The sequence below is a fragment of the Vreelandella venusta genome, from assembly GCF_044809155.1.
Classification (GTDB): Bacteria; Pseudomonadota; Gammaproteobacteria; order Pseudomonadales; family Halomonadaceae; genus Vreelandella; species Vreelandella venusta_B.
Genome location: NZ_CP085241.1, coordinates 1,097,883 through 1,112,279, shown reverse-complemented (window position 1 = coordinate 1,112,279; position 14,397 = coordinate 1,097,883). Strand labels below are relative to the sequence as shown.

Genomic DNA, 14,397 nt, shown 5'->3' with positions numbered 1-14,397 from the left:
CCCAGCCATGACTTTTGATGCCAAGCAGTTTCTAAGCTCAGTAAGCACCTCTCCAGGTGTGTACAGAATGCTGGATGAGCAGCACAACACCCTCTACGTCGGCAAAGCCAAACGCTTAAAGGCGCGGCTTTCCAGCTATTTTCGTGGCCAGCTGAACACCAAAACTCAGGCAATGGTGGCAAGAATTGCCGATATTCAAATTACCGTTACGCGCAGCGAAACCGAAGCATTGCTGCTCGAACAGACGCTGATCAAAGAGCTGCGGCCGCCCTATAACATCTTGTTACGAGATGATAAGTCTTACCCCTTTGTATTTGTGACCGACCGCCATCCTTATCCTGCCCTTGAGTACAAGCGAGCTCGCCAGCGCCGTGATGATGGACGCTATTTAGGCCCCTACCCGAGCAGCGGTGCGGTAAGAGAAAGCCTTGCGCTTATGCAGAAAATTTTTCGCATTCGTAACTGCGAAGATAGCGTTTTTGCCCACCGATCGCGCCCCTGCCTTCAGTTCCAAATCCAGCGCTGCAGCGCACCCTGCGTAGATTACATATCTCAGGAAGAGTATCGCCGCGACGTAGAGCATGCGGTTATGTGCCTTGAGGGCAAAAGCGAGCACGTCACTCAGGCACTGACTACTGACATGGAGGCAGCCAGCCACGCCTTAAACTTTGAAGAAGCTGCCCGCCTACGCGATCAAATACAGCAGCTTAGACAGCTGCAGCAGCGCCAGTTTGTGGATAATGAAAGCGGCGATGCCGATATTTTTGCATTAGCCCAGCGGCCAGGCGCGCTGGGGGTATCAGTACTTAGCGTACGAGATGGACGCTTGCTCGGCGCACGCCACCACATGCCTAAAAATGACCTGGATCTACCGCCGGAAATGCTGCTTACCGAGGTCGTTAGCCAGTACTATTTTGGCCAACCCCACAATGTGCCCAGCGAAGTGATCACCAGCCACCCGCTTGAAGACAGTGACCTAATCGCAAGCGCCTTATCGCTACAAGCAGGCAAACGCGTCCGAGTCGCCAGCCAAGTACGTGGCCATCGCGCTCAGTGGCAACATTTGGCAATGACCAACGCCGAACAGCAGCTCGCTTCGCAGCTGGCTAATAAAACGCAGCTCACCCAACGCTTTGAAGCGCTGCAAAAAGCGTTAGCGCTCGATAAAATTCCCGAGCGCCTTGAGTGCTTCGATATTAGCCACAGCCACGGCGAAGCAACGGTCGCCTCCTGTGTAGTATTCGACCACCAAGGGCCGCGTAAAAGCGATTACCGCCATTTCCGCATCGAGGGGGTGGCAGCAGGCGATGACTACGCGGCCATGCAGCAAGCGCTTACCCGTCGCCTTAAACGCGTAAAAAGCGGTGAAGCCACCGCACCCGATGTGCTGATTGTCGATGGCGGCAAGGGACAGCTCAACATGGCTCGGGGCGTGCTAACCGACCTTGACGTAACAAATATTATTTTGCTGGGCGTTGCCAAGGGAACAACGCGCAAAGCGGGGCTGGAGACGCTGTTCCTAGAAACTACCGATAACCCACTGCCTCTCGACCCAGCCTCGCCCGCGCTGCATTTGATCCAGCACATTCGGGACGAGTCGCATCGCTTTGCCATTGCCGGGCACCGCGCTCAGCGGGATAAAGCACGACGCACCTCAACGCTACAAGATATTCCTGGCATTGGCCCGAAGCGCCGACGTGAGCTGCTGCGATTTTTTGGCGGTTTACAGGGTGTCCAAAAGGCTAGTCGCGATGAACTGCTACGGGTACCAGGTATTAACGCTGCCCTTGCAGAAACAATTTACACTGCGCTTAATGGATAAACCGACGCTTAACATGGATGCTGATCGCCAAGGGGGATAGAATACTCCCTCAGCAAGCACTCTATCTTTCATGACTCTCCGGCAAGGATCGCGCCCTGCGATGAATATACCCAACATACTGACTCTGGCAAGAATCGTCTTCATCCCGCTACTGGTAGTACTGTTTTATCTGCCGTTTAGCTGGAGCATGCCCCTTGCAGCGGGACTGTTTGCCTTGGCAGCAGTGACCGACTGGCTAGATGGCTATCTGGCCCGGCGCTGGAACCAGTCAACGCCGTTTGGCGCTTTCCTAGACCCCGTGGCCGATAAACTCATGGTGGCAGTCGCACTAGCACTGCTCATAGAACGCTTCGACACCTTGGTATTAACCCTGCCTGCGCTGGTTATTATTGGCCGCGAGATCGTCATATCAGCACTACGCGAATGGATGGCGGAAATGGGCAAACGTGGCATGGTGGCCGTTTCTTGGATCGGTAAGCTTAAAACCACGTTACAAATGGTGGCCATCCTTATTTTGTTAGCCTTTCCGCCTGGGCACGAGATTGCCTTATTTGGTGTTGTTGTCCTTTATGCGGCAGCTATCCTGACCCTATGGTCAATGATTCAGTACCTAAAATCTGCATGGCCACACCTCAGTCGCTCAATGTAAAAAAAGAGAGTATCTGATTGTGCTTGCTGATAAATTCATTGATTGACAAGCTCGCCCTGATGCGTATAATTCGCCCTCGAGTCAAGCGGGAATAGCTCAGTGGTAGAGCATCGCCTTGCCAAGGCGAGGGTCGGGAGTTCGAATCTCCTTTCCCGCTCCAACTTGGATAGCGTGGTAATGCAAGAGAGGGTCGTGAGCTGGAACGCCAGTCCGATCGATCTCCTTTCCCGCTCCAACGACTTGTTAGGCTGGATGGCAGAGTGGTTATGCAGCGGACTGCAACTCCGTGTACGCCGGTTCGATTCCGACTCCAGCCTCCATTTTCAGTGTAACGGCAGACCTCGTCTACGATACACTGCCCGGATGGCGAAATTGGTAGACGCAAGAGACTTAAAATCTCTCGGAGGTAACTCCGTGCCGGTTCAAGTCCGGCTCCGGGCACCATTTATTAGTTAAACGTTAAAGCTGCGAGATCTCTTGATCTACGCGGCTTTTTTGTTTGCCTAACACCTCCCCTGAGACTAGCGAACGATTTTTTCCCAGCACGCATCGCCAAGCGATTACGGTCACGCTATGATGCCTGCCTTATACCGCACAGCGCTTGATTGTGAGAAAAAGGAGCGGGCCCATGAGCACGCCAACATCCGACGTACTGATTATCGGCGGCGGCGTCGCCGGTTTAACCCTTGCGCTTGAGGTTGCCGATCACCTCTCAGTGACGCTAGTCCGCCCTGCGATTGATGACCAAGGCGCCAGCCGGTGGGCTCAGGGAGGCATTGCTGCCGTTCTATCCCCCGACGATGATCTTGAAGCCCATGTTCGAGATACGCTAATTGCGGGTGACGGACTGTGCGATGAAGCCGCGGTAAGATACACGGTGACCCATGGACCCGCCGCTATTCAGTGGCTCATTGATAACGGCGTACCGTTTACCCCTGACCCCGACCCCGCTGCTCGCTACCCTTTCCACCTCACTAGAGAAGGCGGACACAACGCCCGGCGCATTATCCATGCAGATGACGCCACCGGGCGCGCTGTTGTCGATACGCTGCTCAATAAAGTCAGCGCGCATCCGAACATTATCCAACGCAACGACCTAACGGTTTTAAACCTCCTCCGCAATGACGCTGGCCAGTGCATTGGCGCCACGGGGACAGACGCACAGCAGCACTATCAAACCTTATTAGCACGTCACACTGTGTTAGCCACTGGCGGCTCCAGCGGGCTTTATCGCCACACAACCACGCCTTCCCCCAGCAGCGGAGAAGGTATGGTCATGGCAGCTGAACTCGGCGCCGTATTAATGAATCTTGAGTTTCAACAGTTTCACCCGACGTGCTTATTCGACCCAGAAGGCCCCGCTTTTTTAATCAGCGAAGCCGTGCGCGGTGAAGGCGGCTATTTATTAAATGAAGCGGGCCATCGGTTTATGCCCGACATTGACCCACGCGCAGAACTTGCACCCCGCGATGTGGTCGCTCGGGCTATCGATGCGCAAATTCAGCAAGGCGGCCATGGGCATGTGTGGTTGGATATTCGCCATCTGGGTAAAGAGGCTATTGCCCATCACTTCCCGACGATTTTGGCTCACTGCGCCACGCGTGGCCTAGACATTACCCAACAGCCGATCCCCGTGGTGCCTGCAGCGCACTACAGCTGTGGCGGTGTCGCAACTGATGACAAGGGCGCCACCCACGTAGCCAACCTGTATGCCATAGGCGAAACCGCCTGCACTGGCCTCCACGGCGCAAACCGCATGGCAAGCAATTCTCTACTGGAGTGTTTGGTATACGCACGAAGCTGTGCAAAGCACTTACTTGCCCAGCCAGCTGCTGGCCTGCCCTGCGCCAGCGACATCGTTGCGCCACCTAACCATGCGACGGGTGGTGTTGATATCAACACGCTTGATGCAATGCGCAACGAGATGCGCGAAATAATGAGCCACTACGTCTCTATTGTGCGCAGCACTCAAAGTCTGAATACCGCACGCCAAAAACTTAACGACATTGATGTAAAACTGAAGACGCTGCTTAATGCTACCAATGACACACGTGCCGAGCAGCCCGTCCATCCAGAGTGCCTTCGCCTCAAACAGTGCTTGCAACTTGCCCAGCTGACGGTATTAGCGGCACAGAATCGTCATGAATCCCGAGGGCTGCACTACTCCACGGACTGGCCTGAGCAACAGAGCGACGCCACAGCATCCAGGCTTACACTTCAGCAGCTAACGACCAGCCCGGTGGCATAAACGCCGCAGCGCTCGGTGGCTATGGGCTGGCAAACTATCAGGCCATAGCCAAACCCTTTGCGACCCCACGTAAAGACCAAGCAGCCACGGGCCAATATAGTCACAGCGCACCGGCCGTTCATCGCTTAGCTCTCCATTTGCCAGCAACCAACGCCCTAGTAGCTGCGTACCAGTTTTTACTAACTGCAGCTCACCGTTGGGCTGCGCCTGATACTGACACCACACCACATAGACAGTGCAAAGCGCCAAAATAGCCACCCACCACACAGGCACTAATCCACTCGACACACTACAAAGCCCTAGCGCTAACACAGCATGACAAGCACTTTGACACTTAGAGCGTGCGATAGGCAGAGTTATCGGTGGTTTCGGCATGCTCAACGATCATCTGCACCAATCGACGTAAAACAGGATCCTCTGGCCATTCGCGATGCATTAGCCACACAAACAGATCTTGATCCTCTTCTTCGATTAACCGCTCATAAGCTAATTGATCTTCCTCACTCAGCGTATCAAAGCGGTGCTCAAGGAAAGGTATAAGCAACAAATCCAGCTCCCACATACCGCGGCGAGAGTGCCAGTAAAGTCGCTTGCGTAATATTGCTGCTGGGGAAGTATCGTCGCTCAACGTCAGCCTCTCGGGATAGATGAAATGAAATGCCAGTATACCTAAGCCACAGGGTCGCGCCAGCAGCAACCTTCGCCTATGCTGTAATTCAGTTTCGCACTAATTAACCTAGTACCTTGTTTTATCTGAATTGTTTTATATCGGCATGCGCAGTATGCTGGATTCGATGTTATCGAGGTCGCACGCATCTATCTGTCTATGCGCCTTATCAGTTCGCAGGGAGCCAACCGATGACCAAATCTGAATTGATCGAACAAATCGCAATGCGGCAACCGGAGCTATCCGTCAAAGAAGTGGAAACGGCGGTGCGTATTATCCTGGATGATATGACCGACGCTTTAGCGAGCGGCGGCCGCGTGGAAATACGCGGTTTTGGCAGTTTTTCACTGCACTACCGAGAACCCCGCATAGGGCGTAACCCTAAAACTGGCGACCCTGTTGATTTAGAGGGAAAATATGTCCCTCACTTTAAGCCGGGTAAAGAGCTACGCGAACAGGTAGATGCTAGCCGTGCACTTGGCTACTAGCCAAGCATCGCGTGCTTTTCGATGGATATCAGACCTTCTGCGGGATGACGTCGCTTACAGACTCAGACACAATAGCACCACCGTGAACGTCACTGACTAGGAAACTCTAATGCGTTGGATAAAAGGGCTGATTCTAGCCATCATCTTGCTGGTTGTATTACTGGTTGGCATTCTGTTTGCCGTCAACAACCAGCAAACCGTCGCCTTAAACCTCATTTGGTTAGAACTGCCGCCCGTCTCTCTTTCTGTCTGGCTGCTGGCCACGTTAGCCTGTGGTGTCATCCTAGGGATGCTCGCTATGCTGGGTGTTTATGTACGGCTGAAGGCGCGGCTGGCACGCAGCGAAAGGCACAGCAAGCAGCAGCGCAAAGAGCTAGACCGTTTACGCACTCAGGAGCTTAAGGAAGTGGCGTAAATGCATGATCTCGCGCTGCTGGGTGTACTATTGGCAGCCATCGCCATTGGTTTTGGCCTGGGTTATCGACGCGCCTCTCTCCGCCACCGGCAACAAGAAGTGACGGGCGCCCCAGAGCTATCCCGAGAGTACTTCGTCGGGCTGAATTATCTTCTAAACGAGCAGCCTGACGAAGCGATCAACACCTTTATCCATGCACTGGATGTCAATAGCGATACTATTGGCACTCACATTGCACTCGGTAAGCTCTTTCGTGCGCGCGGTGAAGCAGACAAAGCCGTCAGCATTCACCAAAACTTACTAGCACGCCCAGCGCTCTCTACGTCTACCAACCAGCATATTCAGCTTGAGCTAGCGCGTGACTTTATGGCCTTAGGCGTCCATGACCGCGCGCAACGTTTACTGCGGGAGCTTTTAGCACACGCCGTTAACTCTCCGTACCACGCAGACGCCAAACGTTTATTAATCGATATATTAGAGCGTGAAAAAGAGTGGCAGTCTGCTCTGGACATTGCTCAACCACTTATCAAACAGCAGCCGGGGATGCGCCGACCCGCCGCACACTGGCTCTGCGAACTAGCCTTAGAAGAAATTCAGCAGTCTAGCCGCGCGCTGGCTCGGAAACATCTAAAAAAGGCGCTACAGCTCGACGAGCACTGCGTCCGCGCAACGCTGCTTCTAGCCGAGCTAGAAATGGAAAATGGACACTACCGTCGCGCTATTGAAGGACTTGAGCGCATACCTTGCCAAGATATTGCCCATATCCCCACGATGCTGCCGGCCCTTCAACGCGCCTATGAGCGTAACAACGACGTACAAGGCTTTGAGACCCAGCTCTATCAGCTGCTTGGCCAAGCACCTTATACCAGCGTGATTATTACGTTAGGAGAGCTAGTACATCACCGCGACGGCGTTGATAGCGCTATCGAACGCACCGGTGAATGGCTTAGTGAGGCCCCAAGCTTAGGCGGGCTTGATTACTTAGTAGATCTCTATATGGAGAGCCAGCGTCTTAGCGGTAAAACCCCGCCTGACTCACGTCTACTGCTCTTGAAGCACCATACAGGCGCACTCATGCAAGGCCGGCCTCGCCACCAGTGCCGACGCTGCGGGTTTACCAGCGACCGCCTCGTATGGCAGTGCCCCAGCTGCCGTCGCTGGGGCACCATCAAGCCTATTACTGGCATTGAAGGCGAATAATAATTAAACCACCGCGAGTTCGGCTTCAATTGCTGCCAATGCTGCCATGGGGTCTTCTGCCTGGGTCACAGGACGCCCCACGACCAAATGAGTGCTACCCGCACGCATCGCCTCGGCAGGCGTCATAATCCGCTGCTGATCATTAGCAGCGGCAAAGCTTGGACGAATACCCGGGGTAACTTTCAAAAATTCAGCGCCGCACAAGGCTTTAATTTGCGCTGACTCTTGGGCAGAACACACCACCCCCCCCAAACCGCTTTGCTGGGTTAGCGCCGCTAAACGCATCACCTGTTCCTGCGGCGTGGCCACTACTCCCATCTCATGTAAATCCTCGGCTTGCATACTGGTCAGCACCGTCACGGCGATAAGGTGCGTTGATAAGTGATGGTCTTGAAGACGCTTGACTGCAGCCTCCATCATGCGACGCCCCCCAGAAGCGTGCACATTAACCATCCAAACACCTTGTTCTGCCGCCGCTTGAACAGCGCTTGCTACCGTATTAGGAATATCGTGAAATTTCAGATCAAGAAACACGTCAAACCCACGTCCATGCAAAGCCTCTAACACAGCAGGGCCACTGCGCGTAAATAACTCTTTACCCACTTTTACACGACAGCGCGATGGCTCTAACTGGTCAGCCATGCACAAAGCAGCATCCAAGGAGGGGTAATCAAGGGCGATAATCAAGGGCGAATCGGTAGCCATGGGCGTACTCCACATGCATTTTTAGCGCATTGTAACAGCCCAACCCGACTTGCTGTGTAAGCGATTTGCTCATAAACCGTAGCAAAAGGCTTACAAAAACAATCGCACATGACTTACAGAATTTTCCTGATGAAGCGCTTAAGTTGATTAAGGCGAAGGCTTATTAAAACTTCGCTAATTTAGACGCCGGGCCAAACAGCAATTGCTCGACAAATTATTGCAATAGCAAAGCGTCGCTAGGCGGCCCAACCAACCACTCAAGGGATGTTAAACAATGCAAACAACATTAAAAAAATTGCTCATTGCGCTGCTACTCAGCTTAGGTTTGGGCCTATCAGGTGCTGTCTTAGCGCAGACGGTAGCACCGATTAATGTCAATACCGCAGACGAAGAGCTACTCGCAGAACTTCCCGGTATAGGGCCAAGCCGAGCGGCTGCCATTATTGAAGAACGCGAGACTAACGGTGCATTTGAGCAGGCGGATGATTTAACCCGCATTAACGGTATCGGGCCAGCCACCGTTGACCGCATGCGCGATCAGGTTGTCTTCAGCGACGAATAAACGGGGAGCCTTAGCGCCCCGACACTCACCTTAGCGGGGCGTTAAGGAACAGAACAGCCGTACTTTGCATGCACCGCTATATTACCCATGCCGCCATAAACCGCTCTACGGGCAGCGCCTCAAACGCCGCCTGATCCGTACATAACTGTTCAATGTGCTGGCATTGGCGAGGCGGAAATCGCGTTGATAAGTGACGCTTAAATTTTTCTATCAGTAGGGGGATACCGTCATCACGACGTCGGCGGTGGCCGACGGGGTATTCAACGACCACGTTATCCGTACAGGTGCCATCTTTAAAAAACACCTGAACGGCATTGGCGATAGAGCGCTTATCAGGGTCGTGATAGTCCTGAGAGTAGCGACGATCCTCAACAACCGTCATCTTCTCACGTAACCGATCAATCTCAGGATGCGCACGGTGAAAACTATCTTCGTAATGCTCAGCGTTCAGCGCACCAAAAATCAAGGGTACTGCCGTCATATACTGTAAGCAGTGGTCACGATCCGCCGGGTTGGCGAGATCGCCGGTCTTGGAGATAATGCGGATGGCAGAATCGTGAGTCGTCAGCACTATGTTGTCTATCTCATCCAATCGGTCTTTTACATCAGGATGCAGCGCCACAGCTGCCTCACAGGCCGTTTGCGCATGAAACTCAGCCGGAAAAGAGATCTTAAATAGGATATTTTCCATCACGTAACTGCCAAACGAACGCTGGAAACGCAGGCGGCGCTCGGCCTCAGGCTTAAGACATAGGTCTTTATTTGAATGGCTAAAGAGCACATCGTAGAACCCCCACTGCGGGGCAGACAGCGCACTGGGTATGCCCATTTCGCCACGCAGGGCAATATCTGCTAAGCAAACCCCTCGCGAGGTCGCATCCCCCGCTGCCCAGCTTTTGCGTGAACCGGCATTAGGCGCGTGACGATAGGTGCGTAAACTTTGCCCGTCTACCCAGGCGTGAGAAAGCGCCGACAGCAGCTGCTCACGATCCGCTCCCCAAAGCTTCGCCGCTACCGCCGTAGAGGCCACCTTAACTAATACTACGTGGTCAAGCCCCACACGGTTGAAACTGTTGTCTAACGCGAGCACACCTTGAATCTCATGCGCCATAACCATTGCTTCTAGCACATCTCGCATTAACAGTGGCGCATCACCCTGGGCAATGCGCTTTTGCGACAGGTGGTCGGCCACGGCCAAAATGGCCCCCAGATTGTCGGAGGGATGCCCCCACTCGGCCGCCAACCACGTATCGTTATAGTCCAACCACCGTATCACGCAGCCGATATCCCAGGCCGCCTTTATGGGATCAAGGCGAAGCGACGTGCCTGGCACACGGGCGCCGCAGGGCACTGTCGTGCCTTCTACCCAAGGCCCAAGCAGCTTTGTGCACTCGGGGAAGCGCAGTGCCAGCAGCCCGCACCCAAGACTATCCATCAGGCAGTAACGAGCAGTCTCCAGCGCTTCCTTCGACTCAACGCGATAATTCAACACGTAATCGGAAATACGCTGGATTTCAAGATCATAATCGGGCCGCTGATTCACTTCCGACGTAGCTGACATAGCGAGCTCCTGAATGCATTTTTGTGTAGGGTCTCGGACGATCAAGCGGTGGCGCACTCGACCTGAGAATCACTTTTTAGTATGGACGCTACGCATGTGACAGCAAGGTATCCCCAGGGATACGTACCTTGCCCTCCATCAGCACCCGCGCACTGCGACTCATGACGGCTTGATCGATCTGCCAGCGCCCGCTGACTAGGCTGGCTTTGGCACCCACGCGCAGTGATCCCGATGGATGCCCAAAGGTAACCGCGTCACGCTCTTCACCACCTGCGGCTAGATTTACCAACGTACCCTGAATAGCGGCGGCTGCACCAATCGCTACCGCTGCAGTGCCCATCATGGCGTGGTGCAGCTTACCCATTGAGAGTGCCCTTACCACCAAATCAATGTTTTCCGCACTCACCGGTTTGCCGCTGGAAGCCGTATAGCTGGCTGGTGGTGCCACAAACGCCACCTTCGGCGTATGCTGTCGGTTCGCCGCTTCATTAACGTGCTTTATCAACCCCATACGTACCGCGCCGTGAGCACGAATCGTCTCGAACATTGCCAACGCCTTGGCATCACTATTGATCGCTTCCTGTAGTTCGCAACCCGTGTAACCAATATCCTGGGCATTAACAAATACCGTGGGAATCCCCGCATTAATCAGCGTCGCTTTTAGTACACCGACTCCCGGTACATCTAAATCGTCGACTAAATTACCCGTTGGAAAAATCGCACCCTCACCGTCTGCGGGGTCCATAAAGGCTACAGGGATCTCAGCGGCGGGAAAGGTCACACCATCAAGCTCGAAATCGCCGGTTTCCTGCACTTGGCCATTGACCATAGGTACGTGAGCCACGATGGTTTTACTGATGTTAACCTGCCAAATTCGCACTTCCGCCATACCGTTTTCCGGCACGTTAGCAGGGTCAACTAAGCCATTGGCAATCGCATAAGGACCCACCGCCGCTGATAAATTGCCGCAGTTGCCGCTCCAATCTACAAAGGGTTTATCAATAGAGACTTGGCCAAATAGGTAGTCCACATCGTGATCTGGTGACTCACTTTTAGAAAGAATCACGGTTTTACTGGTGCTGGATGTCGCCCCGCCCATGCCATCGATCTGTTTTTCGTAGGGGTCTGGACTACCGATCACACGCATTAACAGCTTATCTCGGGCTTCACCGGGAACCTGGGCGGCTTTAGGCAAATCGCTCAGTGTGAAAAATACCCCTTTACTGGTACCGCCACGCATGTAGGTGGCGGGAATACTGATTTGTGCAACGTGAGACATAAATAACACTCCCTAACTTTTCTCAATGATTATTCTTAATGACTGCGCTCAATAACCATATTCATTATCAACATGCCGAAAAAGAGCCCGGCGCTTAGCGACGGGCTCTTTGGGTGATCGCCTTGGCGCTAAAGGTTAACGCCTGCTTGGCTACGCCGTGGTGGATTCAAGAAAATCCTGGGCGAAACGCTGCAATACCCCACCGGCTGAGTAAATGGTGACCTCTTCGGCGGTGTCAATCCGGCAAATCACCGGCACTCGTTCAGTGGCACCACTCTGACGATGAATCACTAACGTCAGCTTGGCGCGGGGCTGAGGCGCACCTTCTACGTCGAAGATTTCCGTACCGTCCAAGGCTAGCGTTTTACGTGTGGTGCCTTCTTCAAACTGCAGCGGCATCACCCCCATACCAATTAGGTTGGTACGGTGAATACGCTCAAAGCCCTCGGCCACAATAGCCTCAACACCCGCCAGCGCAACGCCTTTCGCCGCCCAGTCACGAGAGGAACCCTGACCATAATCAGCGCCGGCAATGATGATTAGTGGCTGCTTACGCGCCATGTAGGTTTCAATGGCTTCCCACATCCGCGTTACAGTGCCTTCCGGCTCAACACGCGCCAACGACCCCTGCACAACGTTGCCCTGCTCGTCATGCACCATTTCATTAAACAGTTTGGGGTTGGCCAGTGTCGCCCGCTGGGCGGTTAAATGATCGCCGCGGTGGGTCGCATAGGAGTTAAAGTCCTCCTCAGGCAGGCCCATTTTGTGCAGGTACTCACCTGCCGCACTGTCCATCATGATCGCGTTAGAAGGCGACAAATGATCCGTGGTGATATTGTCCGGCAAAATCGCCAGTGGGCGCATGCCTTTCAAGCCGCGCTCGGCAGCCATATTGCCTTCCCAGTAAGGGGGGCGGCGTATATAGGTGCTCTGGGGGCGCCATTCGTAAAGCGGGCTGACCTGGGTGCGCGCGCTCTTGTCGAGGTCAAACATGGGGATATAGGTTTGACGGAACTGCTCCGGCTTCACCGAGGCTTTCACAATGGCATCGATTTCGCTATCGTCAGGCCAGATATCTTTCAGCGTAACGGGGTTGCCGTCTTGGTCAGTGCCCAGCACGTCCTTTTCGATATCAAAGCGAATCGTGCCCGCAATCGCGTAGGCCACTACTAAGGGCGGTGAAGCCAAAAACGCCTGTTTGGCATAGGGGTGAATGCGCCCGTCAAAGTTACGGTTACCCGAAAGCACCGCCGTGGCATAAAGATCCCGGTCGATGATCTCTTCCTGAATCGTTGGGTCTAAAGCGCCCGACATGCCGTTACACGTCGTGCAGGCGTAGGCCACCACACCAAAGCCAAGATTTTCCAGCTCATCCATTAGCTTGGCTTCTTCCAGATACATCTTGACGGTTTTCGAACCCGGCGCCAGCGACGACTTCACCCACGGTTTACGGGTTAACCCTAAGCGGTTGGCATTGCGGGCAATTAAGCCTGCTGCCACCATGTTGCGCGGGTTGGAGGTGTTCGTGCAGCTGGTAATCGCAGCGATAATGACTGCACCATCCGGCATTTTGCCCGCTTGCTCATCGGCCCGTGCTTTGTCCAGATCAACGGCTATACCGCGCTGAGCAAGCTCCGAGGTGGGCAGATGCGCGTGAGGATTTGAAGGCCCTGCCAAGGTCCGGTTAACGCTTGAAAGATCAAAGCGCAGTATTCTCCCGTACTCAGCCGTTTTGAGGCTATCGGCCCATAGCCCGGTGTGCTTGGCATAGGCCTCGACAAGCGCTACCTGCTCATCCTCACGCCCTGTCAGCTTGAGGTAATCAATGGTTTGGTCGTCGATGTAGAACATCGCCGCCGTGGCGCCATACTCTGGCGTCATATTGGAAATGGTCGCGCGGTCGCCAACGGTCAGCGCATCGGCGCCCTCACCGTAAAACTCCAGGTACGCACCCACTACGCGCTCTTTACGCAGGAATTCGGTAATCGCCAACACCATATCGGTACCGGTAATACCTGGCTGCAGCTTACCGGTCAGTTCGACACCGACGATATCCGGCAGGCGCATCATCGAAGCACGGCCAAGCATCACGCTTTCGGCTTCAAGACCGCCAACGCCGACGGAAATGACGCCCAGCGCATCAACCATGGGCGTGTGGCTATCGGTGCCTACGCAGGTATCTGGGTAAGCAACTTTCTGACCATTTTCATCAGCGCGACACTGCACCACCGGCGACATTTTCTCCAGATTGATCTGGTGCATAATGCCGTTGCCGGGAGGAATTACATCGACGTTCTCAAAGGCCACTTTGGTCCAGTTAATGAAATGGAAGCGGTCATCGTTGCGGCGATCTTCCACCTGACGGTTTTTCTCAAACGCGTCTTTCTCAAACCCTGCGTGCTCAACGGCCAATGAGTGATCAACAATCAGCTGCGTAGGTACCACTGGATTTACTTTCGCCGGGTCGCCGCCCTTATCAGCAATGGCATCGCGTAAGCCTGCTAGGTCGACTAAGGCGGTCTGCCCAAGGATGTCGTGACATACCACTCGCGCCGGGTACCAGGGGAAATCCAAATCTTGCTTGCGTTCGATAAGCTGATTCAGCGCATCGGTTAACAGCGCTGGATCACAGCGGCGCACCAGCTGCTCGGCTAACACCCGGGAGGTATAGGGCAACGCTGCGTAGGCGCCGGGCTTGATATCTTCAACGGCTTGACGTGCGTCAAAGAAATCGACCGGGGCACCGTCTGCCGTCACGCCGGGCAGCGGCTTGCGATAATTCGTGTTCATAATGCCTCTCA

General features: G+C 54.2%; 12 protein-coding genes and 3 tRNA genes. 10 read left to right on the top strand and 5 right to left on the bottom strand.

Annotated features, from left to right (window positions below):
- The first annotated feature begins 7 nt into the window (after positions 1–7).
- The 6 genes from uvrC (at position 8) to nadB (ending at position 4,719) form a co-directional block, all read left to right on the top strand.
- Positions 8–1,822, top strand: coding sequence for an excinuclease ABC subunit UvrC (gene uvrC / locus LG301_RS05305; RefSeq protein WP_404474051.1), 1,815 nt, complete (start codon positions 8–10; stop codon positions 1,820–1,822).
- Positions 1,823–1,922: 100 nt separating this feature from the next.
- A complete protein-coding gene (pgsA, locus tag LG301_RS05300) occupies positions 1,923–2,471 on the top strand; it encodes a CDP-diacylglycerol--glycerol-3-phosphate 3-phosphatidyltransferase (RefSeq protein WP_263065317.1) in 549 nt (182 codons plus the stop codon).
- Between the two features lie 85 nt (positions 2,472–2,556).
- A tRNA-Gly gene (locus LG301_RS05295) sits at positions 2,557–2,631 on the top strand.
- A gap of 86 nt (positions 2,632–2,717) precedes the next feature.
- Positions 2,718–2,791, top strand: a tRNA-Cys gene (locus LG301_RS05290).
- Between the two features lie 37 nt (positions 2,792–2,828).
- Positions 2,829–2,915: transfer RNA gene (locus tag LG301_RS05285), tRNA-Leu, on the top strand.
- 184 nt (positions 2,916–3,099) lie between these two features.
- Positions 3,100–4,719 carry an L-aspartate oxidase gene (gene nadB, locus LG301_RS05280; RefSeq protein WP_404474049.1) on the top strand — a complete coding sequence of 540 codons (1,620 nt, stop codon included), beginning with the start codon at positions 3,100–3,102 and terminating at the stop codon, positions 4,717–4,719.
- 334 nt (positions 4,720–5,053) lie between these two features.
- On the opposite strand, the gene LG301_RS05275 is transcribed toward nadB, so the two are convergent.
- Positions 5,054–5,347: a succinate dehydrogenase assembly factor 2 gene (locus LG301_RS05275; RefSeq protein ID WP_404474047.1), complete on the bottom strand. Its 294-nt coding sequence runs from the start codon at positions 5,345–5,347 to the stop codon at positions 5,054–5,056.
- A 230-nt stretch (positions 5,348–5,577) separates the two neighbouring features.
- Between LG301_RS05275 and LG301_RS05270 the strand changes: the two genes are divergently transcribed.
- The 3 genes from LG301_RS05270 (at position 5,578) to lapB (ending at position 7,489) form a co-directional block, all read left to right on the top strand.
- Positions 5,578–5,874, top strand: coding sequence for an integration host factor subunit beta (locus tag LG301_RS05270; protein WP_263065324.1), 297 nt, complete (start codon positions 5,578–5,580; stop codon positions 5,872–5,874).
- A 109-nt stretch (positions 5,875–5,983) separates the two neighbouring features.
- The gene (locus LG301_RS05265; protein ID WP_263065326.1) at positions 5,984–6,289 is read left to right on the top strand and encodes a LapA family protein; all 306 of its coding nucleotides are present in this window, start codon (positions 5,984–5,986) and stop codon (positions 6,287–6,289) included.
- The gene (gene lapB, locus LG301_RS05260) at positions 6,290–7,489 is read left to right on the top strand and encodes a lipopolysaccharide assembly protein LapB (RefSeq protein ID WP_404474044.1); all 1,200 of its coding nucleotides are present in this window, start codon (positions 6,290–6,292) and stop codon (positions 7,487–7,489) included.
- Between the two features lie 3 nt (positions 7,490–7,492).
- Here lapB and pyrF read toward each other — a convergent pair whose 3' ends face one another.
- A complete protein-coding gene (gene pyrF / locus LG301_RS05255) occupies positions 7,493–8,194 on the bottom strand; it encodes an orotidine-5'-phosphate decarboxylase (protein WP_404474042.1) in 702 nt (233 codons plus the stop codon).
- A gap of 274 nt (positions 8,195–8,468) precedes the next feature.
- Between pyrF and LG301_RS05250 the strand changes: the two genes are divergently transcribed.
- Positions 8,469–8,756, top strand: coding sequence for a ComEA family DNA-binding protein (locus LG301_RS05250; RefSeq protein WP_404474041.1), 288 nt, complete (start codon positions 8,469–8,471; stop codon positions 8,754–8,756).
- Between the two features lie 76 nt (positions 8,757–8,832).
- On the opposite strand, the gene prpD is transcribed toward LG301_RS05250, so the two are convergent.
- From prpD to acnD, 3 genes are all read right to left on the bottom strand, one after another.
- Complete coding sequence (prpD, locus tag LG301_RS05245) at positions 8,833–10,317, bottom strand: 2-methylcitrate dehydratase (RefSeq protein WP_404474039.1); 1,485 nt, start codon at positions 10,315–10,317, stop codon at positions 8,833–8,835.
- 88 nt (positions 10,318–10,405) lie between these two features.
- On the bottom strand, positions 10,406–11,596 hold the full coding sequence (gene prpF, locus LG301_RS05240) for a 2-methylaconitate cis-trans isomerase PrpF (RefSeq protein ID WP_404474037.1): 1,191 nt from the start codon (positions 11,594–11,596) through the stop codon (positions 10,406–10,408).
- Between the two features lie 150 nt (positions 11,597–11,746).
- Entirely contained in the window at positions 11,747–14,386 is a 2,640-nt protein-coding gene (gene acnD / locus LG301_RS05235; protein WP_404474035.1) for a Fe/S-dependent 2-methylisocitrate dehydratase AcnD, read from the bottom strand.
- Between the last annotated feature and the right edge of the window lie 11 nt (positions 14,387–14,397).

Excerpts from the sequence above, each read along its gene's own strand:
- uvrC (WP_404474051.1), top strand. The coding sequence starts at position 8 with ATGACTTTTGATGCCAAGCAGTTTCTAAGCTCAGTAAGCACCTCTCCA.
- pgsA (WP_263065317.1), top strand. The coding sequence starts at position 1,923 with ATGAATATACCCAACATACTGACTCTGGCAAGAATCGTCTTCATCCCG.
- nadB (WP_404474049.1), top strand. The coding sequence starts at position 3,100 with ATGAGCACGCCAACATCCGACGTACTGATTATCGGCGGCGGCGTCGCC.
- LG301_RS05270 (WP_263065324.1), top strand. The coding sequence starts at position 5,578 with ATGACCAAATCTGAATTGATCGAACAAATCGCAATGCGGCAACCGGAG.
- LG301_RS05265 (WP_263065326.1), top strand. The coding sequence starts at position 5,984 with ATGCGTTGGATAAAAGGGCTGATTCTAGCCATCATCTTGCTGGTTGTA.
- lapB (WP_404474044.1), top strand. The coding sequence starts at position 6,290 with ATGCATGATCTCGCGCTGCTGGGTGTACTATTGGCAGCCATCGCCATT.
- pyrF (WP_404474042.1), bottom strand. The coding sequence starts at position 8,194 with ATGGCTACCGATTCGCCCTTGATTATCGCCCTTGATTACCCCTCCTTG.
- LG301_RS05250 (WP_404474041.1), top strand. The coding sequence starts at position 8,469 with ATGCAAACAACATTAAAAAAATTGCTCATTGCGCTGCTACTCAGCTTA.
- prpD (WP_404474039.1), bottom strand. The coding sequence starts at position 10,317 with ATGTCAGCTACGTCGGAAGTGAATCAGCGGCCCGATTATGATCTTGAA.
- prpF (WP_404474037.1), bottom strand. The coding sequence starts at position 11,596 with ATGTCTCACGTTGCACAAATCAGTATTCCCGCCACCTACATGCGTGGC.
- acnD (WP_404474035.1), bottom strand. The coding sequence starts at position 14,386 with ATGAACACGAATTATCGCAAGCCGCTGCCCGGCGTGACGGCAGACGGT.